The organism is Nibribacter koreensis, from assembly GCF_039541795.1.
Lineage (GTDB): Bacteria > Bacteroidota > Bacteroidia > Cytophagales > Hymenobacteraceae > Nibribacter > Nibribacter koreensis.
In genome coordinates this window covers 25,495-49,828 of record NZ_BAABGX010000001.1, presented here as the reverse complement: position 1 = coordinate 49,828, position 24,334 = coordinate 25,495, and the positions used below count along the sequence as shown (strand labels likewise).

General features: G+C 51.6%; 20 protein-coding genes. 12 read left to right on the top strand and 8 right to left on the bottom strand.

Annotated elements, in window-relative coordinates; translation table 11 throughout:
* Window positions 1–28: 28 nt before the first annotated feature.
* From rluF to ABD880_RS00180, 3 genes are all read left to right on the top strand, one after another.
* Window positions 29–1,192 carry a 23S rRNA pseudouridine(2604) synthase RluF gene (gene rluF / locus ABD880_RS00190; protein WP_345161114.1) on the top strand — a complete coding sequence of 388 codons (1,164 nt, stop codon included), beginning with the start codon at window positions 29–31 and terminating at the stop codon, window positions 1,190–1,192.
* Between the two features lie 32 nt (window positions 1,193–1,224).
* Window positions 1,225–1,842 carry a hypothetical protein gene (locus ABD880_RS00185; RefSeq protein ID WP_345161113.1) on the top strand — a complete coding sequence of 206 codons (618 nt, stop codon included), beginning with the start codon at window positions 1,225–1,227 and terminating at the stop codon, window positions 1,840–1,842.
* 70 nt (window positions 1,843–1,912) lie between these two features.
* Entirely contained in the window at window positions 1,913–2,671 is a 759-nt protein-coding gene (locus ABD880_RS00180) for an EcsC family protein (RefSeq protein ID WP_345161111.1), read from the top strand.
* On the opposite strand, the gene hutG is transcribed toward ABD880_RS00180, so the two are convergent.
* From hutG to ABD880_RS00165, 3 genes are all read right to left on the bottom strand, one after another.
* Entirely contained in the window at window positions 2,655–3,632 is a 978-nt protein-coding gene (gene hutG, locus ABD880_RS00175) for a formimidoylglutamase (protein WP_345161109.1), read from the bottom strand. The genes ABD880_RS00180 and hutG overlap by 17 nt on opposite strands.
* Window positions 3,633–4,013: 381 nt before the next feature.
* Window positions 4,014–5,255: an imidazolonepropionase gene (gene hutI, locus ABD880_RS00170; RefSeq protein ID WP_345161107.1), complete on the bottom strand. Its 1,242-nt coding sequence runs from the start codon at window positions 5,253–5,255 to the stop codon at window positions 4,014–4,016.
* 238 nt (window positions 5,256–5,493) lie between these two features.
* On the bottom strand, window positions 5,494–7,206 hold the full coding sequence (locus ABD880_RS00165) for a urocanate hydratase (protein WP_345161105.1): 1,713 nt from the start codon (window positions 7,204–7,206) through the stop codon (window positions 5,494–5,496).
* Between the two features lie 348 nt (window positions 7,207–7,554).
* On the opposite strand from ABD880_RS00165, the gene ABD880_RS00160 reads away from it, so the two are divergent.
* The 3 genes from ABD880_RS00160 (at window position 7,555) to ABD880_RS00150 (ending at window position 10,119) form a co-directional block, all read left to right on the top strand.
* The gene (locus ABD880_RS00160; RefSeq protein ID WP_345161103.1) at window positions 7,555–9,015 is read left to right on the top strand and encodes a M48 family metalloprotease; all 1,461 of its coding nucleotides are present in this window, start codon (window positions 7,555–7,557) and stop codon (window positions 9,013–9,015) included.
* A gap of 124 nt (window positions 9,016–9,139) precedes the next feature.
* The gene (locus tag ABD880_RS00155; protein WP_345161101.1) at window positions 9,140–9,418 is read left to right on the top strand and encodes a GNAT family N-acetyltransferase; all 279 of its coding nucleotides are present in this window, start codon (window positions 9,140–9,142) and stop codon (window positions 9,416–9,418) included.
* Between the two features lie 80 nt (window positions 9,419–9,498).
* Window positions 9,499–10,119, top strand: a complete 621-nt coding sequence (locus ABD880_RS00150; RefSeq protein ID WP_345161099.1) for a hypothetical protein — start codon at window positions 9,499–9,501, stop codon at window positions 10,117–10,119.
* Between the two features lie 965 nt (window positions 10,120–11,084).
* On the opposite strand, the gene ABD880_RS00145 is transcribed toward ABD880_RS00150, so the two are convergent.
* Both ABD880_RS00145 and ABD880_RS00140 read right to left on the bottom strand, forming a co-directional pair.
* Window positions 11,085–11,618: a YceI family protein gene (locus tag ABD880_RS00145; protein ID WP_345161097.1), complete on the bottom strand. Its 534-nt coding sequence runs from the start codon at window positions 11,616–11,618 to the stop codon at window positions 11,085–11,087.
* Window positions 11,619–11,800: 182 nt separating this feature from the next.
* Window positions 11,801–13,939: an FUSC family membrane protein gene (locus ABD880_RS00140; RefSeq protein ID WP_345161095.1), complete on the bottom strand. Its 2,139-nt coding sequence runs from the start codon at window positions 13,937–13,939 to the stop codon at window positions 11,801–11,803.
* Between the two features lie 290 nt (window positions 13,940–14,229).
* Between ABD880_RS00140 and ABD880_RS00135 the strand changes: the two genes are divergently transcribed.
* From ABD880_RS00135 to ABD880_RS00110, 6 genes are all read left to right on the top strand, one after another.
* Window positions 14,230–15,213, top strand: a complete 984-nt coding sequence (locus ABD880_RS00135; RefSeq protein WP_345161093.1) for a YpdA family putative bacillithiol disulfide reductase — start codon at window positions 14,230–14,232, stop codon at window positions 15,211–15,213.
* 250 nt (window positions 15,214–15,463) lie between these two features.
* On the top strand, window positions 15,464–16,036 hold the full coding sequence (locus ABD880_RS00130) for a TetR/AcrR family transcriptional regulator (protein WP_345161091.1): 573 nt from the start codon (window positions 15,464–15,466) through the stop codon (window positions 16,034–16,036).
* Between the two features lie 46 nt (window positions 16,037–16,082).
* The gene (locus ABD880_RS00125; protein WP_345161089.1) at window positions 16,083–17,414 is read left to right on the top strand and encodes a TolC family protein; all 1,332 of its coding nucleotides are present in this window, start codon (window positions 16,083–16,085) and stop codon (window positions 17,412–17,414) included.
* Window positions 17,415–17,430: 16 nt separating this feature from the next.
* Window positions 17,431–18,558, top strand: a complete 1,128-nt coding sequence (locus ABD880_RS00120) for an efflux RND transporter periplasmic adaptor subunit (protein WP_345161087.1) — start codon at window positions 17,431–17,433, stop codon at window positions 18,556–18,558.
* A gap of 30 nt (window positions 18,559–18,588) precedes the next feature.
* Entirely contained in the window at window positions 18,589–21,759 is a 3,171-nt protein-coding gene (locus ABD880_RS00115; RefSeq protein ID WP_345161085.1) for an efflux RND transporter permease subunit, read from the top strand.
* Window positions 21,760–21,834: 75 nt separating this feature from the next.
* The gene (locus ABD880_RS00110) at window positions 21,835–22,323 is read left to right on the top strand and encodes a hypothetical protein (RefSeq protein ID WP_345161083.1); all 489 of its coding nucleotides are present in this window, start codon (window positions 21,835–21,837) and stop codon (window positions 22,321–22,323) included.
* Window positions 22,324–23,019: 696 nt separating this feature from the next.
* On the opposite strand, the gene ABD880_RS00105 is transcribed toward ABD880_RS00110, so the two are convergent.
* The 3 genes from ABD880_RS00105 to ABD880_RS00095 are packed head-to-tail and all read right to left on the bottom strand — an operon-like array spanning window position 23,020 to window position 24,234.
* The gene (locus ABD880_RS00105) at window positions 23,020–23,265 is read right to left on the bottom strand and encodes a hypothetical protein (RefSeq protein WP_345161081.1); all 246 of its coding nucleotides are present in this window, start codon (window positions 23,263–23,265) and stop codon (window positions 23,020–23,022) included.
* 8 nt (window positions 23,266–23,273) lie between these two features.
* The gene (locus tag ABD880_RS00100) at window positions 23,274–23,522 is read right to left on the bottom strand and encodes a hypothetical protein (RefSeq protein ID WP_345161079.1); all 249 of its coding nucleotides are present in this window, start codon (window positions 23,520–23,522) and stop codon (window positions 23,274–23,276) included.
* A gap of 40 nt (window positions 23,523–23,562) precedes the next feature.
* The gene (locus ABD880_RS00095; protein ID WP_345161077.1) at window positions 23,563–24,234 is read right to left on the bottom strand and encodes a GLPGLI family protein; all 672 of its coding nucleotides are present in this window, start codon (window positions 24,232–24,234) and stop codon (window positions 23,563–23,565) included.
* Window positions 24,235–24,334 lie beyond the last annotated feature (100 nt).

Below are 24,334 nucleotides of genomic sequence, written 5' to 3'. Positions count from 1 at the left end.
CATTCTATCACCCAAGAATCACATCACCATGTCAAAAGACGAACAAGTACGCTTAAATAAATACATCAGTGACTCTGGCTTCTGCTCTAGAAGAGAGGCCGACCGCTACATTGAAGAAGGCCGCGTGACCATCAATGACCGCATCCCCAAAATGGGGGCCTCTGTGAAACCCGGCGACGTAGTGGCAGTGGACGGCGAAACCATCAAGTCCAAGAAGCCGTCGGACCGCCCTATCGTGTTGGCCTTCAACAAGCCGGCCGGGGTGACCTCCACCACAGACCCGAAGGACAAAACCAACATCATTGACTTCATCGGCTATCCCAAACGCATCTTCCCCATCGGTCGTCTGGACAACCCTACTGAGGGGCTGATTTTCCTGACCAATGACGGGGATTTGGTGAACAAGATTCTGCGCGCCGACAACAATCATGACAAGGAGTATCTGGTGACGGTAGATAAGCCCGTGACCGATGAGTTCATTGCCAAGATGAGCAACGGCGTGCGTTTGTTTGAAGGCGTGACCAAGAAGTGCTTCGTGCAGAAACGCGGCATCAAAAGCTTTACCATTGTGCTCACGCAGGGCTGGAACCGCCAGGTGCGCCGCATGTGCGAAGCCTTGGAATACAAGGCCACCAGCTTGAAGCGGACGCGCATCATGAACGTGAAGCTAGCCGACTTGCCTACCGGCCATTGGCGTCATTTGTCACCGGATGAGATGAAAGGTTTGTTGGAAGCAGTATCAGATTCTTCCAAAACCGAAGAGGCTTCGGCTAAGACAAGAACCACCGCCAAACAGGCCGCTGAGGAAGCTGAGAACGACTTCTCAGACCTTCGCGAAGAGGAAGAGTTTGGCGTGAAGGTACACTACGCCAAACCTCAGCAGTCGCTTCCGGCCTCTGAGCACAAGCGCACCCTGCCCGGAGAAGTAAAACGTGAATACTTTGAGCGCAAGGCCAAGTACCCGGCCAAGAAAACCGGCACCGGAACAGGCGCTGGCAAACCGAAGGCAGAAGCCACCGGCAGACCAAAACCCGCTTCTACCAGAGGACCCAAAAGCGCGGCGCCTACCAAAACTGGCTCAAGACCATTGGCTAATCCGGGCAATCCTAAGTCAGCGGCCAACCGCAAGTCTAAAGCTTCTGGCCCAGCCAAACGCACCGCGGGCACCAGAGGCGGGAAACGCAGTAAATAGGTAATTAGGCAGTGTCTTCTAGCCACTAATCATTGAGTCAAATAAAAGTAAAAGAATCAGGCTTAGTTAGTAAGCCAGAAGGAAGGAGAAGTTTAAAAAGCTTCTCCTTTCACTTTTTGTCTTTATTATTCACTCCCATAATTCTGCTAGGAGGACTTCTTTTAATGATTCCTGCAAGCTTCCTCTCGGTCTACCAAAGATTTTCATGGACTAAAGGAGAAAAGCTCCGAATGAAAGCCCAATTGACTAAATCCAGCACAATAGAGCAATGGACCTATTGGACTGAAATGAATTCCATCAAACTGTTCCAAAACCTTGAAGGTGAGATTCGATTCGGACCGGGCTATTTTTCAGTTAAAAGTGAGCCATTACTCCATGATTTTGATGGCAAAACATTTGGAGACTGGTTCTTTCACTATAAAGACGGCATATTCCTCCAACAATGGGACTCAACCAAAAGTCCTCACTCGTCTCTCTTGTATTTTGACACTGTAGGTCTTACCATCATTGAGTTAAAAACTCAGATTCCTTCAGTCATTTGGGAGATGGAAGTTTTGGAAGAAAACCAACTCCAATTGAATTGCGACACAGGCTATAAGATTTTGGAGTTAAGAATTGAGTTAGGAATTGAGTTAGGAACTAGCGACTAATAAAACTTCACAAATTCAAGCGGCGTTTTGAGGGATGGTACCGCGGTAAACTCAAGGAAATTCAATGGAAATGGAACACCACCAGTATGAGCAACAGGTCATGCATGAGTTGCGAGCATGGCAGGAGCAGATGCTCCGTCGGCCTACTATCATCAACCAGTTGGCGGCCCGTTTCCAAAAGAAGGTAAACAGCTTCATTCCGGAGAAGGTCCATAAGGGCATCACCACTACCTTGAGGCAAATGATTAAGGCCGTGCTGTTTGGGGCGAAGATTACGTCCCGGCCGCCGGTTTCCTATTCCAGCCTGCAGGCCCAGGAAGCCGCGGTGATAGAGCGCATTGAGTTCTATAAAAAGACAGCCGCCGCCGAGGGAGGCATCACAGGCGCCGGCGGTATCCTACTGGGTTTGGCCGACTTCCCACTGCTGTTGAGCCTGAAACTGAAACTGCTGTTTGAGATAGGTAGCCTGTCGGGGTTTGACGTGCGTGACTACAGGGAGCGGGTGTATTTACTGCACATCTTCCAGCTGGCGTTCAGCAGTCACCAGCACCGCCGCGAGGTGTACTTGCAGATGGTGGATTGGGAAACCCAGAAACAGCACCTCCCCGAGGACATCAATCAGTTTGACTGGCGCACCTTCCAGCAAGAGTACCGCGACTACATTGACCTGGCCAAGATGGCGCAATTTATTCCCATCATCGGCGCCCCCGTGGGCGCGGTAGCCAATTACATGTTGCTGCAGAAACTGGGTACCACCGCGCTCAACGCCTACCGCATGCGCTACAAAGAAACCCTGCACCTGCCCACGGCTACTAACGCCAATTCATAACGCTGTGGTAGATGAGCGAGGCTGCTAATTTGGCCGTTCTGCTGTCTATGTCAAACTGAGGATTCAGCTCCACCACATCCAGGCTCAGCACCTTCCCAGATTTCATTATCTCTTGCAAGAGCAACAGCACAATGTCTGGTTGAACGCCCATGGCCGCCGGGGCACTCACCCCAGGCGCATACCCCGCCGCGAAGACGTCTAAATCAATGCTCACATACACTTTGTCTACTTTGGATAGAAAGGCCTGCACGTCGGTTTTTAGAGCCTCGGCTTTGAACATATGCAAGTCCTGCGCCAGTACATATTCTGTACCCAGGTTTTTTGCGGTGTTGAACAAGGCCCGCGTGTTGCCATATTCCTGAATGCCCAGACAGAGGTAGTTAAAGTCTTTGTTCTGCTTTTCTAAGGCATCTGCTATCTGCAAAAAAGGCGTTCCGGAACTAGGTTGATTGGCATAACTGCGCAAGTCAAAATGGGCATCAAAGTTGATGATACCCAATGTCTCCTCTCCCTGCAATCCAGATTGCAAGCCCAGAAAATGCCCATACGCCGTTTCGTGCCCTCCGCCTAAGACAATGGTTTTGTACCCATGCTCCTGTAAGGCTTGGACCTTCTTGCCCAATTGCATCTGCGCTTCTTCTAGATGCTGATTCAACACTAGCACATCACCCGCATCATGAAGGGAATAATTGCTAGATAAGTGGTTCGCGAAGGACGCCATGGCTTGCCGAATCAACGGCGGCGCACTGGCGGCCCCTACCCTGCCCTGGTTCCGGCGCACGCCCTCATCACAGCAGAACCCCAAGAAAGCAACCCCCCGCCTGCCCGGCGCCACCTGTGGCAATTCCTGGTCCGGCGACAGCCTGAGCAATTGCATGACCTGGTGCCAGCGCAAGCCCAACTCACCATCTGCTGCATCTACTCTTCCTTTCCAGGTCTGGGCGTCTGTGGGTTTGTACATGGGGCTTGGTTATGTATTGTAACGATAGTTAAGTTGCTTAAATGCAGGTTGATTTTTATTAAAGTCTGACTGTTTTTGGCCTGTTTTCTAGAAAACAGGCCAAAAACAGTCAGCAAAATTTGCCATGGTAATTTCTAAAGGTAATTCACCCACTTTGTCATTCTGAAAGAACCTTGTGGGCAAGCTGTAGTAGCGCCTTTTCAGTGAGTTTACTCCATTATTAAAAGTTATAGAGATGATTGTTTCATTGCTACTGCGTGTTTAGTTTGCCCACATAGCCCTTTCAGGATGACAAGAAAAGAAGGAAGTGCTTTCTAGAAAAGAACCTCCTCACAACCTGTGGGTCTTTTGTCTTGTGTCTTAAATCTTGTGTCTCCTATACTACACCAATATCCCCTTCTTCCAAACCTTGCTTGGTTTCAGCTTGCCTTGCACATAGAGAATCTCCCGGTAATCATCAGTATTGAAAGCAATCATGTCTGCTAGTTGACCGGTGGTCAGGGTGCCTCTGTCTGATAGGCGAAGAGCGTGGGCGGCGCGGAAGGTGATGCCGGCCCAGGTTTCAGCCATGGTAAGTTTTTGGGCAGCGCCCAGCAAGGCGGCTTGTAGCAATAAGTCGCCCATGGGCGCGGAGCCGGGGTTCCAATCCGTGGCAATGGCGACGCAGAGGCCGGCGTCCAGCATTTTGCGGGCGGGAGCGTAGTGCATGCCCAAACCTACCGAAGCACCTGGCAAAACGGTGGCCACCACGCCGGCTTCTTTCATTATATCAATCTCCTCTTCGCCGCTGGCCTCCAGGTGGTCAGCGCTGGCAGCATGCACGCGGGCGGCTACTTCACTGCCGCCAGTAGAGAATTGGTCGGCGTGGACGGTGATGTCAAAGCCCAGGTCCTGGGCGTCTTTCAGGTAGCTTAAGGCGTCTGCTTCGTCAAAGGCGGTGTCTTCTATGAAAATGTCCACGCGGTTGGCTAGGCCTTCGGCTTTTACCTGGGGCAGCAAAATTTCCACTACATGCTTCAGGTAGGTGGCCCCATCTTCAAACTCCGGCGGCACCATGTGCGCCGCCAAGCAGGTAGGCACCAATTCCAAAGGCTGCTGCTGGCTTACGTTCTGGATGGCGCGCAGCATTTTCAGTTCATCCTCCAGGGTTAGCCCGTAGCCACTCTTGACTTCGCAGGTGGTCACGCCTTCTTGTAAATGCCGTTGACAGCGTTGCAGCAGGCTTTGCTCCAGTTCTGCTTGGCTGGCTTTTCTGGTTTTGCGCACGGTGTCCAGGATGCCGCCGCCGCTTCTGGCAATCTCTAAGTAGGTTTTACCCGCTATGCGCAAAGCGTAGTCTTTAGCCCTGGACCCCGCAAAACAAAGGTGCGTGTGCGCATCAATCAGCCCGGGCAATAACACCATTGGCTCCTCTATCCATTGAACGGAATACAGTTGTTCTTCGGCTTCTTTGAGCAGGTGCGCGAAGGCCTCTATTTTCACTATTTTCCCGTCATGCACCAGAACCCCGGCTTGTTCTGCAATAGGCAGGGCTTCATCCAACAGAGGTCCGTTCAGGGACAAACCGGCCATGGTCACCGCCTGCGCAAACGGCCCGATTAAGAGAAACGATGCTTTTGCCATAGTTTTAGGATAAGGTAATAGAATTAAATAGGATGTTCTAAAAATGTGCCAGGCTCTATGCCTGTTGTAGCTAGAGATTTAATCTGTGCTTAGCGTGATGATGATATCCCCAAGATGCCCTGCACATGGTTAGCGGTTCATGTAGAATTCACCATAAAGTTTTGTAAAAAGCCTTTCCGTTTTTAGTCTGTTTACGAGAAAACAGGCCAAAAACGGAAAGGCTCATCACAGGTATTTCTTATACGTTCAGACCGAATTTCTCAGCGTTCTCTTGAGCAGTTTCATAGCCCGCATCTGCGTGACGGAAGATACCCATGGCCGGGTCATTGTGCAGAACGCGGCGCAGACAACGATCGGCACGGTCTGTGCCGTCTGCCAGAATCACCATGCCCGCGTGCTGTGAGTAGCCAATGCCTACGCCGCCGCCGTGGTGGAATGACACCCAGGTAGCGCCGCCGCTGGTGTTGGCCATCAGGTTGAGCAAAGGCCAGTCAGAAACGGCGTCAGAACCGTCCAACATGCCTTCGGTCTCGCGGTACGGCGAGGCCACCGAACCGCAGTCCAAATGGTCACGGCCAATTACGATAGGCGCCTTCACCTTGCCTTCGCGCACCAGTTGGTTGAAGAGCAAGCCAGCTTTTTCGCGTTCGCCCATGCCCAGCCAGCAGATGCGGCATGGCAATCCCTGGAAGGCTACCTTCTCCTGCGCCTGCTCCAGCCAGTTAATCATGTGGGTGTTCTCTGGGAACAGTTCTTTCAAGGCCTCATCGGTTACCCTAATATCTTCTGGGTCACCAGACAAAGCGGCCCATCTGAACGGACCTTTGCCTTCGCAGAACAGCGGGCGCATATACTCCGGCACGAAGCCCTGAATCTGGAACGCATCCTTCTCGCCGCCCTGCATGGCAAATTCGCGCAGGTTGTTGCCGTAGTCAAAGGTTCTGGCGCCGCGGTTTTTCAGTTCAAGCATAAAGTGCACGTGGCGGGCCATGCTCTTCAGGGATTTCTCTTTATATGCCGCTGGGTCTTCTTCTCTCAATCTCTTCGCCTCTGGCAAGGTCATGCCATTGGGCACATAGCCGTTAATGGGATCATGCGCCGAGGTCTGATCCGTCAACACATCTGGCGTGATGTTGTCCTGAATCATGCGTTCCAGCACATCGCCTATGTCGCCTACCAAGCCCACTGAGATGGCTTCGCCTTTGGCTTGCGCCGCCAGCACCAGTCGCATGGCCTCGTTATAGTCATAGGTCATCTTGTCTATGTAGCGGGTCTCCAGGCGCTTTTTGATGCGCTCTGGGTCAATGTCCACTCCTAAGAAAGTGGCACCGGCAATAGTGGCCGCCAAGGGCTGAGCCCCGCCCATGCCGCCTAAACCACCCGTCACTACCAACCGGTGGCGCAAATCACCGCCAAAATGGATTCTGCCACAGGCCGCAAAGGTTTCATAGGTGCCTTGCAGGATGCCTTGGGTGCCAATGTAAATCCAGCTTCCGGCGGTCATCTGGCCGTACATCATCAGGCCACGCTCGCGCAGGTTATTGAAGTGCTCCCAAGTGGCCCAATGCGGCACCAAGTTACTGTTGGCAATGAGGACGCGTGGCGCCTCTGCGTGGGACCGTATCTTGCCCACGGGCTTGCCAGACTGCACCAATAGACTCTCGTCCTCTTCCAAGGTCAACAACAACTCCACAATCTTGCGGGCGTCTGCCGGCGTACGTGCGGCCTGACCAATGCCTCCGTAGACCACTAGTTTCTCGGGGTCCTCGGCCACCTCGGCGGTGAGGTTGTTCAAGAACATGCGCAGGGCAGATTCTGACTGCCAGTTTTTGGCGTTCAATTCTGGGCCGGTGGGCGGCGTGTAGACAGGATGGTTGGCGTATTTCTGGATGAATTCTTCTACCGTCAGGTTAGAGTAGACAGCGGGTGCCGGGGCATTTACAAGTTCCATGTGAGCAAGGGTTAAAACGCAAATGAGTGCAGGAAATTAGCGAAATTCTGCCAGTCTCGGGGCCTTTCTGCCGTAGAAAATCCTTCATCTTACCCTATATCCTATTCCTTGGGTTGTACTTTTAATTAGGTTCCACCGCCAGTGCCCGCGCAGTCAAGTTGAAATTAAGTAAGAACAAGCGCCTCAGCTGCAAAGAATCACCTCCAATTTCTCCTCGCTAAAAGCCTTGTTCTGCGCTCTAAAATCACCCCACGAAACCTAAAGAGCGTTAAGCCGTTGCAAGAGAAATATTGCACTTATAGAAGCGCACTAGCAACCAGACAACGCAACCCCTAACACTACGCAACTATGAAAAAGAACATATTCTACAGCAGTGCCCTGGCGGCGCTTTTACTCTTCAACTCCTGCGCCACCAATCCTGTCACTGGCAAGAAAGAAGTAATGATAGTTTCTGAAGGGCAGGAAGAGGCCATGGGCCTACAGGCAGACCCCCAAATTGTGGCGCAGTTTGGCTTGTACAATGACCCGGCAATGCAGAAGTTTATCCAGGAGAAAGGCGAACAAATGGGAGCCGTTTCGCATAGGAAAGACTTGAAATACACCTTTAGGGTACTAGATTCTGAAGTCATCAATGCCTTTGCCGTACCTGGTGGCTATGTGTATTTTACGCGCGGCATCATGGCGCACATGAACAATGAGGCGCAGTTTGCCGGCGTGCTGGGCCACGAGATTGGGCACATAACCGCCCGCCACTCGGCTTCTCAGCAAACCAAGGCAACCTTAACGCAGGGACTTCTACTAGGCGGCATGATCCTAAGCCCACAAGTAGCACAGATGGGCGAAACCCTGTCACAGGGCGCCAGTCTCATGTTCTTGAAATTTGGGCGCGATGATGAGCGCGAAAGTGATGAGCTGGGCGTGGAATATTCTACCAAGATTGGGTATGACGCTACGCACATGGCCGACTTCTTTCAGACTTTGCAACGCAGTAGCGCCAAGGCAGGTGCCCAGGAACTGCCAGATTTCTTGTCTTCTCACCCCAATCCCGGCGACCGCTACACCACCGTTAAACAACTAGCCGCCCAATGGAAACAACAGGTTAATACGCCCTTAAAAGAGAACCGCAACAGCTTCTTAAAACTGATTGACGGCATCATCTACGGTGAGGATCCTAAACAGGGCTTCGTGGAGAACCAAGTGTTTTATCACCCAGAGCTTAAGTTCCAGTTCCCCATCCCGCAGGCTTGGCAGTACCAAAATACTCCGCAACAAGTGCAGATGGCCCCTAAAGACGGAAAAGCCTTAATGTTCTTGACCTTGGTGCCCGGCACGGCCTTGGAGTCTGCCGCGCAAGAGGTGGTAACCAAGTACCAGCTACAGCCTTTGGAGTCTAAAAAAGTAACCGTGAACGGCTTGCCGGCCATTGCCATGGTGGCTGACCAGAAACCCTCACAAGAAGCCCAGCAGCAGCAGCAACAGGCGCAGGTACGGGCTATGATCTACTTAATCCAGTACGGGGGCAATATTTACGGCATTTTTGGGGTGACATCGGCGCAAGACTTTAACGCCCATGCGCCTACGTTCTCTAACACCATGCAGAACTTCAAGACCCTCACCGACCCTGAGAAAATTGGTCGTCTGCCAGAGCGCGTGCGCATTAAGACCGTGGCCAGAGCGTCTACGCTGGCGCAGGCCCTGACCTCGTTCCAGATGCCGCAGGCCCGCCATGAAGAACTGGCCATCTTGAACGGCATGCAGTTAAATGACCAGTTGGCCGCCGGCACGTTGATTAAAATAGTGTCCAAGTAAGCTAAGGTAGTTTACATTCAGATTCCGTCGTTTTTGGCCTGTTTTCCAGAAATCGGGCTAAAAACGACGGAATTTATTTTAGGGCAGTTCCAATCCTTTCCTTTTAGAAAACAACCAAAAGCCAATGCCGTTAGAAATCATCCATGACGAAGAGGACCTCAGGTTTTACGTCCCCTTGGGCGATGAGGAAGCCGAAATGACGTATTCTTATACAGAGGACAACGTTCTGGACCTAGATTACACCTTTGTGCCCGAGACGTATAGAAACCAAGGCATAGCTGACCAACTGGTCCAGGCCGGTCTGGAGTTTGTGAAAGCCAAAGGCTTCCGCTTCATCCCGTCCTGCCCCGTAGTAGAAGCGTACGCACAGCGACACCCGGAATACCAATCCTTGATGGACTAAGCCTCCGTTCGTTTTTGGCCTCTTTTCCGGAAAACAGCCTAAAAACGAGTATCCTACCCACCTTTTAACCAATAGATAATATGGGCGTTACAGACCTGTTTGATAAGATAAAGAAAGAGTTTAAAGCCGTGCTGGGCGAAGCGTCCAAAGACAAGTTCTTCCAGCATAAGAACACGTTTCCAGATGAGGCCAGCGCGGTGCAGGCCTTTGCCCAATCCAAGCAAAAATTATTCAACGTGGACGATTGGTCACACATGGCGGGCATCACCTCTACCTTTGAGCTGTACAATGCCCAGGGCCAACGCAAAGCCGCGCAAAACCCCATTGTGGGGGACTTCATAAAAATCATTCTGCCGGCCACCACCATTGAGAACTGGGTAAAGGTGATAGAGGTAGTGGAAGAAGAAGATCTGGCCAAGTTTGTGGTACAACCCAGCCATAACCCGCTTACGCCGGCAGAAGAACCCGGCAAAACCGATCATTTCTTCACCGAAGAAGCCACCAGCACGTTTCTGGTGGCTCGGCAGGGCACCACTCTCATGGCCTGTGAGATTGGCAGGAACGAAGTAGCCAACAGCCACGGCCAGGAAGCCGGCGACCGCCCCCTTTTAAACACCGTCATTTCTACCGGCGGCTGGGCAGGTTTTCAAGCCATTCAATGGGGCAACCTGACCAAATACCTTGTACATTTGAAAGAGTAGGAAATGAAATTGGGAAGCTTGGCGAAGATTGAAGGCAGAAAGAGTCATTTGCTGATGAAAATATCTGACAAAGTCAATGCTACCCTTAAGTCGCTTCGTGCATATTCCTGCAAGCCACAATTAGAGGAATCAATACGCGGTAGCACAGGTCTTGCCACTTGCCATAAGACATGCTTTTGCCGGAAACGCTTTAATCCTGTAGGCCTTTTTCCCGAAAGCCAGAATGCGCAAAACAAGGCTCACACCTTTATTACCGTGATATGGTTAGGAACTACAAGGCAGTAGCTTGGGAATAAAAATCTCATGCTTAAAAGAGTCAAAACAGGTGTTGGCATAGAACAGATTATAGGCGTTAGAGGAAAAGGTGTAGTTGCATAGAAACACGGCGTTATGTATGACGCCGCTACGGGCAGGGCGCAGACCCGCTCGGTCACGTGAGCCAAGATAAAGAAACCGTGCGGCAGCACGCATGACTCTGCAGCGACAGGGACGGACTTTACTTGCCACCAACCATCCATCCATTATGCTTATACAGAATTGGGACCGAAACCAGTCTTGGTCCTGAGCGCCTCTGTTGTTTCGTCGCCCGGCAGGGCGGGGCCAAAGGCCCAGAGTACAACAGCAGTGCGAAGGGCCAAGACGAGGCCCCGCGGCCGTGAGCGCTTAGCAGACAAAATGAAACAAGAAAGGTAATGCGCACCGGTACAGGCGGTCTTACCAAAGGGAGCTGCCAAATGCGTGCACAAGGACGGTTTTAGTTAATAGAAAAGCGAATTGAGAAGCAGTTGAGGTGGTTGGTGAGGGCACCAACCACGGCGGCAGAAAAATCCGTGATACTGAGCTAAAAAGATTACCCTAAGATCGGTCTAACACTTTATCTAAGCACCTAATCTGCCAAACCATAAAAACAGAACAGCCCGGTCTCTACCAAGAAACCGGGCTGTTCTGTGCCTAATAAAAAAAGCCTAGGCCTGCTTCACCAATTGGATCTCAGCCAGAAGCTTAATGTCATCTGCCACTACCACGCTGCCGGCCTCAGTGACCGCATTCCAAGTCAACCCAAACTCCTTGCGGCTAATCTTGCCGTTGATGGTAAAACCGGCTTTGGTCTGGCCGTAGGGATCCACCACAATGCCACCAAATTCTACGTTCACGGTGACAGGCTTGGTGGTGCCTCTAATGGTCAGGTCTCCGTGTAGTTTGGCCTCATCCTCCCCTATCTTCTCATAGCGGTTGCCCACAAACTTGATTTGGCCGTGGTTGTCTGCGTCAAAAAAGTCACCTGATTTTAAGTGGGTATCGCGCTGTTCGTTGTTGGTATTGATAGAATTTACGTCTGCGGTAAAGAGAATCTTGGATGCGGTAGAGAAATCATCGCTCTCGGTTTCCACCTCCACGTTAAAGGTCTTAAAATAGCCCGTCACGGTGGTGATCATGAGGTGCTTTACTTTAAACTGCACTTCTGAGTGCATGGGGTCAACGGTCCATTTAATTGCCATAGTTTTATCTTTAAGTGATGGGTAAGCTGTAAGATAAGCTATACGGGGTATGTAGAAGAGGAGTTAAATAACGCTACCTACCGCTAATGTACAGACATACATCTCTCACCAACCTCTTAAATCGTTTTCTGGCTCTTTTCCAGAAAACAGGCCAAAAACGGATCAAGGAATTTGCTAAAACACTAGCTGAGGGCTTGGGTAGTTCTGGCAATGTCATGGCAGACTTTATTGAGAAAGGCAAGCTGCTCCTGTAGCAGCGTATCTTCTGGGGGCGTGACGGCGGCGTCTGTTGGCTCAGGCAGGGGCTTAGGGTCTACGGCAACCAATGGCTGAGAGGCATCCAGAGCGTGCAGTGCATTCTGTAGCGCTTGTGAGGCCCTTCTGACCATTTTCTTGGATGGCTCAGACAGCACCTGGCTTTGGTCAGACAACCTTCCCGAAGCCATGGTAGCGATAAAGGAGGACAAGATGTGGTTGAGCACCACCAGCTCATAGACCTCCTTCTTCTTGCGCTGCTTGTTCTTGGGCTCAGAGGCCATGCGCTGGAACGCCGCCGATAGGTTAGCCGAGGTCACGTAAACTTCCTTACGGGCCAGCTTGTACGCTACCTCAGTGATTTCTGGTTTGGCCAGCATTTGCAAATAGTCCAGATTGGCCTTTAGGGCGGTCTGCAAAAAGGTCTTCATCTGCTTGGCTTCCCAGTTGGGGAAAATGAGGTAACTGGCCAGAAACGCCAGGCCACAGCCCACCAACGTATCCACCATGCGCTCCTGCACCACGGCTAGGCCAGAGGCGCCCAGAAAACTGAAGACCAACAGCACAAACGGCGTCATGAACAGCACGTTCCAGACGTAGTTAATGCGCTGCACGCTGTAGGTGGCCACCATAAACAACACCAGAAACAGGAACCTGGCCAGGGAATCTTCTACCAGCCACAGCACCAAAATCCCCACAAAACTGCCTACCAACGTACCCAACAATCGCTGGTAGTTGCGCTGCTTGGTTAAACTGAAACCCGGCTTTAAGATGAACACCACCGTCAAGAGCACCCAGTAACTGTGCTGGCCGTATGGAAAAGCCTTGGTGAGCACATACGCCAGCAAACAGACTACGGCCATTCTAAACGAAAACCGGAACACCGATGACCTAAGGGTAAGGTTCTGCAGGAAAAGTTGCGGGTCTAGCTTTAAGTGGGTGACAAAAGGAGCAAACTCTTCGCGCGGCGCGAAGGCAGTATCTTCTCTGGCGCCTAACTGCAGGTACTTCTCCACGCTCTGTACCCGCTCGGCAATCACCTTAAAATTCACGAAGATCTTCTTGAGTACCAGCACCTGCACGCTGTCCTGCTGGTTTTCCAGATCTTGAATGGCCTGGCCCAGTTCTTCCAGCTGTCTGGCCAACTGCGGGCTTTCACTGCCGTGGGTTTGGTTGGACTGCACCGCCAAAGAGACGTGGTGCAGGGCATCGGCGTAGCCTGTAATAAGCTGGACAATTTTAGGCAATACGCCCGTGCTGGCAAACCGGGCGCGCAAGGCGGTATAGTCATAATGAATGGCAGTGATCTGTTCATACAAATCCACCATATCCGCGAAGATCATAAACAGCGTGCGCCCCTTTCTGGTGGAGTCCTTGACCACCAGCCTGCTCTTGAAAAGCAGTTCGCGCACGGCGGCCTGCTTCTCATTCACCAGCACTTGCTGCGTCACCAGCCGGTGGTACTGCTGCTCCAGGTCAGAGGTTGGATTGTAAAACTCAGCTTTGATCTGCAGAAACTTGGCCACCTCCCTGATGCTCTCTGCCAGCGCCTGCTGGGTTTGGCGGTACGGCATGATCTGCGCCGATAGAAGGCTCATGACCATATACCACGCACCGCCTGCCAGAATCAGGAAACTAAACTGCGGCACGGCGCTGGGATCTAAGGGCTGGGCCAAGGTCAGAATCATGACCAACAGCGCAGCCAACCCAATAAGAGACGCACGCATGCCGTAGATCAAAAACATGGAGCAGACAAAGCTAAGCACCAGAATCTCCAGCCCCAGCAGCACTGGGTACTGCCGCACGTAGCCCGTGACCAGTCCTACCACCGCGCCCAGCACCATGCTCACCAGCATGCCGTTGCGCTTGTGCGTAACCGGCCCCGGCGAGTCTGCCAAACTCACACAGATGGCTCCCAAGGACAAACTGAACCCCACGGCCATGTTCCCGAAGTACGAAGCCAGCAAGGAAGGCAACAACACGCCAATGGTGGTCTTGATGCCATCAGAGAAATGCTGACTGAATAAGAAGTACTGAAACTCCTGCAGGTACTTTTTGCTGGGCATGGGCAATTACATCTTAAGCGCGGCCTTCAAGCTAAAACAGGCGACTGATTCTTAGACCAAGGCAATGTCCTCTAACGAAGACCCGGAACAAAGGTAAACGGAGAATCTTCAATCTACATGGTTGCGTTGCTTATCTTCCCTCCTGTTTTGCCCGTAGACGGGTTGATTATGAAAAAGAGGGTCAACAAGGTGGCTTCGTTTTTGGCCTGATTTCCAGAAAACAGCCCAAAAACGATATAGTCCGTTATACTACCAGGCCCATAAAACCCTAAGTGCTCTAGATTTGTGACATGGTGGCAACTGACAATTTTTATGACATAGTGATTATTGGCGGAGGGCCGATTGGCCTGGCCTGCGGCATTGAGGCCCAGCAGGCGGGACTGTCCTACGTGATTCTGGAGAAAGGCTGTCTGGTGAACTCCTTGTACAACTACCCGCAGACCATGACTTTTTTCTCTACCTCAGAGAAGCTGGAGATTGGCGGCGTGCCCTTTATCTCAGACAATCCCAAACCACGCCGCTCAGAGGCGCTGGAGTATTACCGCCGCGTTACGCTAAAGTTTGCCTTGAACGTGCGGTTGTTTGAGGAAGTCCAGCAGGTAGAAAAGCATGAAGACCAGTTTCATGTACAAACCTCAAAGGCTACGTACACCGCCAGCCACGTCATAGTATCCACGGGTTTCTATGACCTGCCCGCGCTCATGAATGTTCCCGGCGAGGACCTGCCGCACGTGACCCACTATTACCAGGATCCGCATTACTATGCCCTGCAGAAAGTAGTGGTGGTGGGCGCCAGCAACTCGTCCGTGGACGCGGCCCTGGAAACTTATCGCAAAGGCGCCCAGGTGACCATGGTGGTGCGTGCCCCAGAGATAGGCCGACGCGTCAAATACTGGGTACGGCCAGACATTGAAAACCGCATCCAGGAAGGGAGCATCAAGGCCTATTTCAACTCCAGCATCACCGCCATCCGCCCCGGCGAAGTAGATATCCTCACCCCTGAAGGCCCTCTTACCCTACCCAATGACTTTGTGCTGGCCTTGACGGGCTACAAACCCAACTTTGACTTGCTGCGCAAATTTGGCGTGCACCTTTCTGCAGATGACAAGCTGTACCCGCAGCACAACCCAGAAACCATGGAGACCAACCAGGAGGGATTGTACCTGGCGGGTGTTGTCTGTGGCGGCATGGACACGCACCTTTGGTTTATTGAAAACTCAAGAGAACACGCCCCAAAAATCATTCAGCACATCCTGGCCAAGCACGGTGAGTAAAAAGTTCGTTTTTGGCCTACTTTCCAGAAAACAGACCAAAAACGGCTATCTAATAAGGACGGGTATCCCAAAAGGTACCACCGCAAAAGCTACTACTATAAAATACTATATATCAACTGGTTAACTATTTATTTTTACACCTCATCAACTACTTCTATCACATCAAAGCTTTTTTCAATTAGCCTCCCCTGTTTTTTCAATCTTACTTTGCACCCGAATGAACGTTCAATAGAGGCAAATAGGAAACGAAGTGGAGAACCTGGCAGAGAAGAAAAAAGCGATTCTGGAAAGTACCCTCCAGCTCATTAAGGAGAACGGGTTCCATGGCACGCCTATGAGCCTGGTGGCCAAGACGGCCAACGTGGCAGCAGGTACCATTTACCACTACTTTGACAGCAAGGACACGCTCATCATGGAACTGTTCAGCTACTGCCAGTATAGAATGCAGGCGGCCGTGGAGCAACACCTGCGCCAGGACATGGACTTTCAGGAGAGCTTCTTTCTGCGCTGGATCAGTAGGTGTCAGTTTTACATCCAAAACCCAGAGGTGGCTTTCTTCATTGAGCAGTTTGTAAACTCTCCCTTTTACCCGCGCTGCTCCCAGGCCCAAAGCGAACGCCCCCAGAACGAGATCATGCAGTTCATTGAGGCAGGCAACCGCCATGGCATTCTCAGAGAAATGGACCCTAAGCTCATGGCCATCATGATCCATAGCAGCATCATGACCGCCGCCAAGGCGCACCTGGACGGCAAAGTGCAGTTACGCAATGAAGAATTCAAGCAATTGGCGCAAATGGTTTGGGATAGCATTCGTAAGCTATAAGCACCTCTAACGCACCCACTTATAGAACAAATTTTTACCCGCACATATGAAAAAAACAACCTATCTGCTGTCTATAGCCTTCAGCTGCCTATTGGCTTCTCCCAGACTACAGGCGCAGGTAACCCAAGACAGTACCGCTGGTCGGTTCACGCTGCAGGAATGCGTGGAATATGCGCTCAAAAATCAGGCACAAGTACAGCAAGCCCAGTTAGAGGAAGAGATTGGGGAAAGCCAAATCAAGGCCCAATTATCGGGCTGGCTGCCTCAACTGGGTGCCAATTATGCCCTCACTCATAATATTAAGCGTCAGCAGAGCGTGTTCGGGGACCAGGTGATCACCATCGGGCAGAAATATACTTCCAACATCAATCTGCAGGCCAACCAGATGCTGTATAGCAATGAACTGCTGCTGGCCTCCAGAGCCGCGCGCTTTACCAGAACCGCTCTGGATTTGAACACCAAGTCCACCAAAATCAACACGGTGGTGGAGGTGAGCAAGGCCTTTTACAACATCTTATTAAGCCAGGAGCAACTGCGTATTCTGCAGGAGAACATTTTGCGCCAGGAGAAGCAGTACCGGGATGCCCGTGCCCAATATGAGCAAGGCCTGGTAGATAAAACCGACTACCAACGGGCCACCATCACCTTGAACAGCATCAGGGCAGACCGCAAACGGACGCAAGAGGCCATTAAAGCCAGTACCGCCGTCTTGCAAGAACTCATGGGACTGCCCATGGGACAGCCGCTGGCGTTGGCGTATGACTACAACCAGATGCAGCAGAACATCTATGTAGACACTACCCAGAACGTGACGTTTGCCAGCCGCGTGGAGTTTCAACAGCTCCAGACGCAGCGCCAGATCCAGGACTTGAACACGCGCTATTACCGGTGGGGCTTTTTACCCACAGCCTCAGCGTTTGTTAACTACAATCCCAACTTCTTCAGCGCCAACTTCTCAGACTTGTACAGCCAGTCCTACCCTACCTCGGCGGTTGGGTTACAGGTGGGCATTCCCATCTTTCAAGGGGGTAGAAGAATGCAGAACGTGCGCATCTCTGAGCTACAAGCCCAGAGCCTGGACCTGGAGCTGACCAACCTGCAGCGCCGCATTAACACCGAGTACCAGCGTGCCCTGGCCAATTACAAAAGCGACTACACAGACTGGCTCACCTTGCAAGAAAACGTGGCCCTGGCCACCGAGGTCTACAACGTCATCAAGCTCCAGTACAACGAGGGCATTAAAACCTACCTAGACCTGATTGTAGCCGAAACCGACTTGCGCACCGCCCAACTGAATTACTATAACGCCCTGTACAACGTGCTGGCCAGCAAGCTGGAAGTACAACGTGCCCTGGGTACCATTGCTGTGACTGAATAAGCAGAAACGTAAAACCATGAAAAGAACATTCTCTCCCCTGGCCATTGCCATTCTCACCTCTGCCCTGCTTTACTCTTGCGGCAACAAAGAAGGAGCCCCGCAAGGCGCCATGATGGGTGGCCCCGTGGCCGTCAACACTTATACCGTCACGCAAGAAAACGTGATGGGCACAGACACCTATCCGGGTACCGTGGTACCCTTGAATGAAGTTGAACTTCGCCCGCAGGTAAGCGGCTACATCTCCCAGATTTTTGTAAAAGACGGGCAGCGCGTCACCAAAGGCCAGAAGCTGTATGAGATTGACCGCACCAAATACCAGGCGGCCTACAACCAGGCGCAGGCGCAAGTGCGCAGTGCCCAGGCCAACCTCAACCGTGTGCAAAAAGACCTGGAGCGCTATGAGAACCTGGCCAGGCAGGACGCCATTGCCCGCCAACGCGTAGACTATGCCCGCGCCGATGTGGAGACGGCCCGTGCCCAGGTGGCCGTGGCCCGCTCCCAGGTGGCCAGCGCTGCCACAGACTTAGGCTACTCGGTTATTAAAGCACCGTTCAGCGGCACCATTGGCATCTCTCAGGTGCGCGTAGGCTCACAGGTTAGCCCGGGGCAGACGCTGTTAAACACCATTTCTTCTGAAGGCCCTACTGCCGTGGACTTTGTCATCAATGAAGCCGAGCTTCCACGGTTCAACCGCTTAAAACAGGGCAACCAGCCAGACTCCTTGTTCACGCTTTCTTTCTCTGACGGCTCCAAATATCCGCATGTGGGCAGGCTGTCAGCTATTGACCGGGCGGTGGGTTTGCAGACGGGTACCATTACGGTGCGCGTGAGCTTTCCTAACCCAGACCGCCAGTTGGTGTCTGGCATGACCGTGAGCGTGAACGTCTTGAACCAGGACATTGGCCAGCAGGTCACGCTTCCGTTCAAGGCCGTAACCGAGCAGTTGGGCGAGTACTTTGTGTACAAAGTGCAAGGCGATTCTGTGCAACAGCAGAACATCAAACTGGGCACGCGCTTCCAGGAAAAGATTGTGGCCCGTGAAGGCTTGACCGCCGGTGATGTGATTGTGGTGGAAGGCATTCAGAAACTACGTCAGGGAGCCAAAGTGCAAGTGGGTGCCGCCCCCGCCGCCGGTGCCAGATAATAAGGTTTTAAGAAGCATTTCAGTAAGAAGATGATATCTGACATATTTATAAGACGGCCTATTACCGCCATCGTGATCTCCATTGTGATCGTGCTGGTAGGTACGCTGGCCATGTTGAACCTGCCCGTCACCCAGTACCCGGACATTTCGCCGCCAACGGTTTCGGTGTCGGCGAATTATACCGGGGCAGATGCGCAGACCATTGAGCAAACCGTGGCTACGCCCATTGAAACCCAGATCAACGGGACGCCGGGCATGGCTTACCTCACTTCTACCAACACCAGCACCGGGCAGATGAACATGACGGTGACCTTTGAGGTAGGCACAGACATTAACATTGCTACACTGGACGTGCAGAACCGTGCCAGCGTAGCAGAGCCCAGCCTACCCGAAGACGTACGGCGCCTGGGCGTGACCGTCCGGAAGCGGAACCCGAGTATCTTGATGGTAGTGGGCATTTACTCGCCCAAGAAAACGCATGACATCCAGTACCTGGACAATTACACCAACATTTACGTGAAGGACGCCTTGCTACGCGTGAAGGGCGTGGGTGATGTGACGTCTATTGGGCAGGACTTTAGCATGCGTCTGTGGTTACAGCCAGACAAGCTGGCCCAATACAACCTGAGTGCCAACCAAGTGGTGGCCGCCATTCAGGAACAAAACATGCAGGTGGCCGCAGGTACCGTGGGGGCTAGACCGCAGTACAACACCCAAGCGTTCCAATACCCCATTACGGTTAGCGGACGCTTGGCTACCCAGCAGGAGTTTGAGAACGTGATCATCCGGACTAATCCAGAGGAAGGTTCTTTGGTGTACCTGAAAGACGTGGCCCGCGTGGAGTTCGGCCAGTTTGACTATGGCCGGCAAGCCACCATCAACGGTAATCCGTCTGGTATCATGTTGATTTATCAGGCACCAGGTTCTAACGCCGTAGAGACCGCCGAAGGCATCAATGAGGCCCTGCGCGAAATGAAGAAAACCTTCCCCGCCGATGTGGACTACATTGTCTCCTTTGAGTCTGTAACGGTGGTGGAAGTGTCCATCAAAGAGGTGGTGACTACCCTTCTAGAGGCCTTGGTGCTGGTGATCATTGTGGTGTTCCTGTTCTTGCAGAGCTGGCGCGCTACCTTGGTTCCTATCCTGGCCATTCCGGTGTCTATCATTGGCACGTTCATCTTCTTCATCCCGCTGGGCTTTACCATTAACACCTTGACACTGTTCGGGTTTGTGCTGGCCATTGGAATTGTGGTAGATGATGCCATTGTGGTGGTTGAGGCCGTGCAGCATTACATTGACCATGAGCGGCTCTCGCCGAAGGCAGCAACGCGCAAAGCCATGAAGGACATTACGGCGCCGGTGATTGCCATTGCCTTGATTCTGGCGGCGGTGTTCATTCCGGTGGGCTTTATACCCGGGATTGTGGGCCGCTTGTACCAGCAGTTCGCCATCACTATTGCCATCTCGGTGTTAATCTCAGCCTTTGTAGCTTTGACCTTGACGCCCGCGCTCTGCTCCATCATGTTGCGGCCCATGAACGTGAACCGCGAATCAAGGGGCTTGAACAAGTTCTTCTACAAATTTAACAATTGGTTTGCCCGTACCACAGCATCATACTCTGCGGGCGTGCGCAAAAGCATTAAGGCCGCTCCTCTTGCCTTGATTCTGCTGGCCTGTTTGTATGTGGGTACCGTGGGCTTGTTTGCCAAGAAGCCAACCGGCTTTATCCCAACAGAGGATGAAGGGCGTCTGTTTATCTCAGTAGAATTACCAGAAGGATCCTCCTCAAACAGAACCCAGGCTATCTTAGAACAAATGGCCGATATTCTGGCCGAGGTAAAGGCCATCCGCAACTCCACGTCCATCTCGGGCCTGAACGCCATTAACTTCTCCTTTAAGTCTAACAGCGGTACCTTCTTTATACAGATGCACCCATGGGACCAACGAGAAGACGAATCCATGAAACTGCAAGGCGTCATTGCCGAGCTGAACCAGAAATTCTCCACTATTAAGGAAGCCAACATCATTGTGGTAGCACCGCCGGCTATTCCGGGTCTGGGCCAATCTGGTGGTTTTAGCTTTATTCTGCAACAACGGACAGCAGGTGACATCAAGGAACTGGAGCAGGTGATGGGCCAGTTTTTGGGAGCCGCCAACCAGCGTCCTGAGATTGCCATGGCTTACAGCTTCTTCAATACCCGCACGCCCGGCTACCAGGTGGAAGTGGACCGTGAGAAAGTGAAGAAGTTGGGCATTAGCCTGACGGATGTCTATTCTACCATGGCCTCGTACATGGGCAGCCGCTACATCAATGACTTTACGCGCTACGGCCGAAACTACCGCGTAGTGGCCCAGGCAGACACGGCCTACCGCATGGACATCAAGAACCTGAACCAGTTCTACGTCCTCAACCGCGCCGGGGAATCTGTGCCGCTGAGTGCCTTGGTAAGTTCTAAGATAGTAGAAAACCCGGCGGTAATCTCACACTACAACCTGTTCAGGTCCGTAGAGATTTCGGGTAGCGCCAAGCCCGGTTATAGTAGCGGGCAGGCCTTGCAAGCGCTGGAAGAAGTGGCTGCGCAGACCTTACCGGCAGGCTACGGGTATGACTTCTCTGGGTTGAGCCGCGAGGAGCTGGCCGCCGGCAACAGTACGCTCTACATCTTCAGCTTGTCTATCATCTTGGTGTTGCTGTTGCTAGCCGCCTTGTATGAAAGCTGGAGTGTGCCGTTCTCCATCTTGTTCGCCATTCCGTTAGGCATGTTTGGCGCTATTCTGGCGCTTACGTTCCTGCCTAAGCTGGACAACAACGTGTATGCCCAGATTGGGATGATTACCTTGATTGGTCTGGCCGCCAAGAACGCCATCTTGATTGTAGAGTTTGCCAAAGAGCGCGTTGACCACGGCATGGAATTGATTGAGGCTACGCTAGATGCCGTACGCCTGCGTCTGCGCCCTATCATCATGACGTCCCTGGCCTTTATTCTGGGCGTGGTACCCTTGGTACTGGCCTCAGGCGCGGGTGCGGTGTCCAGACAGACCATTGGCTGGGTGGTAATTGGCGGGATGCTGGCGGCCACGTTTCTGGCTATCTTTATTGTACCGGTGCTGTTTGTGGTGATTACCCGCCTGGCCTACGGCAAGAAAGGATTGGCCGCCTTGCAGGACAAATACAAAGACGTGGACTTTGACCACCAATAAAAACTAAAGACTCTAACTAGTAAAAAGCCCTGACTACCAGAGTCGGGGCTTTTTACTAGTCTTATTCTTGTGTACATGTTGACATATCAAAAAAACAAAACCAAGGTGAAGCCGCTGGTCCTCGCTTTGGCCTTGTATCAATTATTGGGCGGCTTGTTGGGCCTCTTCTTTTTGCTCAGGATGGCGCCTCTCTTAAACAATCCTGCGCCGTCTACCTGGGCGGGGCTGCTGCTGGCCGCGGTGTTGTACTCCTTTTCTGTGGTTTGCGGCTTCTTGCTAATGAACGGAAAACGGTCTGCCTTTACGCTATCATTGGCCAACCAAGTGTTGCAGGTCTTCAGCTTTGGGTTTGGTGGTTTGGGGTACAATTACGTGGCGGGCGTGAAGGCGGGCTTAGGCTTGGAGTTTCTGGCCAACTGGCTCTTCAAGTTCAACCTGTCACTGTCCTCCTTTAACTTCAGTCTGGGCGCGGGCGCGGCAACCTCTTTTGTGACAGTGAACCTGCTGGCCTTGGTGCTTATTTATCTCCTGGAGAAGGCCCGCGACGAGGTAACTGCTCCTTAAGGCAGGCCTTGACCAATCAGAATCTCTAAACAATCCAGGACTTTTTGAAAATAGGCTACAACCTAAATGTTACAAACCAAGGCATTTTAAGCCAATAAAACACAAAAAAAACTGCAATTGAAAGACAGAAACAGCCGTTGACCCCATTTATATCCCCCTTAATGAATGTTACAAAATAGGCAATTCTTTCATTCTCCTGAACAAGTCCTCTGCCTACATTTGTCACATACCTAATGACAAAATAAAGGAACCAGCCCCCCTATTGGCTGACGTGCTAATACTGGTTCCTTTTGTCACTAGGGTGAGCATACACAACCCCCTAGGCTGAGATCTCCCCCCAAGATCTCAGCTTTTTTCAAACATTACCGTTGTGCCGTATTTACTAAAACTTCTATCTTTTCATAAAATCATGTTAAGGATTAGCCTAATAAAAAAGGCACCCAGGGTGTGGATGGGGATCTTATTGCAATCAAACCCTTCTGAGTTCTCATTGGGTGAAATTATTGCCTTTTACCTGCTTCTGCTCTTGTCTAGCGCGCTGTTTGCGCTGGTGTTCTTTATATAAGTAGCTTACCTGTAGTCATATCCCCCGACTCAACAAATGCCGGCTCTTTGGAAAGGAGCCGGCATTTGTTTTTGGCCTTTTTTCTGGGAAATAGGCCAAAAACAGTAGAATAGACTTGGGCTGAGAGTTGTCTATTGACTCATGAACTCTGAAACCAGGAAGGTATTGAACAGACCGTTGCTGGAATGTTCGTTTAGAAACAAGCAATACAGCAAGACCGAATCGCCTGGGCGGACTTCTTTCGTTAATGGCTTCTCTAACTGCTTTTGAATAGGCGCCCATACTTGATATGGTCCTACCTGGAATAGATATTCAGTCTTGATGCTTTGGTCCAGCAGACTTACCTCACCGCCAGACAACTTAAAGACGTTCTTCATAGAACCCATCACCTGGGGTAGGATAGCTCTGCTTTGCCCAAGGTACGTGGGTCAAACCGGTACTTGGCCGTCCGCATGTAGTAGCTACTCTTGCCAGTGGTGGTATCAATGCTGTCTGCGTACCGTTGCTCAAACTGAAGAATCTCCTCTATGTTCACTTGGCGGTAATTCTTGTCCCACTGCTCAAATCCACTCTGGGCAGAAGCGGAGTGCGCAAACGTCAGCACAAAAATCAGGGCTGGTAGTAGTATTTTCATTTTGAGGTAGGTTAAGATTGATGCATCCAAGACAAGATGCCTATTTACTCAATAGATTTTCAAACTCTTGCTTGGTCACTAGCTTGCCCTTGCCAGGTTTTGCCAGTTCTTTATTGGTTAATGCTCGCAATTCTACGTTGGTCGCCTTTAGGACTAGTGCCCCTTGGTTACTATCTACTTCCAATACTGCCCCAGGCAAGGTATGATACAGGTAGGGACCTAGCGCCGGTCTAAGCTGATTAGTAAACCAAACGGTGAGACTACCCTTGTTTTCAGAATTGGTTAGGGTGGCTTTGCGGCAGGGGTAGCCTAAAATTTCCTTCGTTTCTTCACTTAGCACCCAAGGTCTGGTCCCCATGGTATCTTCAATCATATAGGTGCGTCCTTTTAAGCTATTCGTGAGAAGCCTTTTATTGGAAGCAGGCGTGAGGTACACGTCATACAAGGGGAATCCTACAATCTGGCCGCTATTTAATTGTCTTTCCTCTTTTTGACTAATGGCATTGGTGTAGAACGACGCTTCAGGATTAAAATACAGCACGTGCTTAGTGAGATACGAGTCAGGCAGGTTGCTCATTCCTGCACTATCTGCTTTTTTGAATTGGCGCATGTCATGGATAACATCATAGTGAATGACTCCCTCCTGAGCCAAAACCACAGTAGCCGAGCCACTCAGAAAGAAGCACACCAGTGCAATAAGGGATATTTTCATTTGTAGAGATTAGAAGATCACCAGCAACTAGAATATAGGTCTTTAAAGATACTTACATCTTCTTATTTTTAGCTTGTTTCCTGGGAAATAGGCTAAAAAC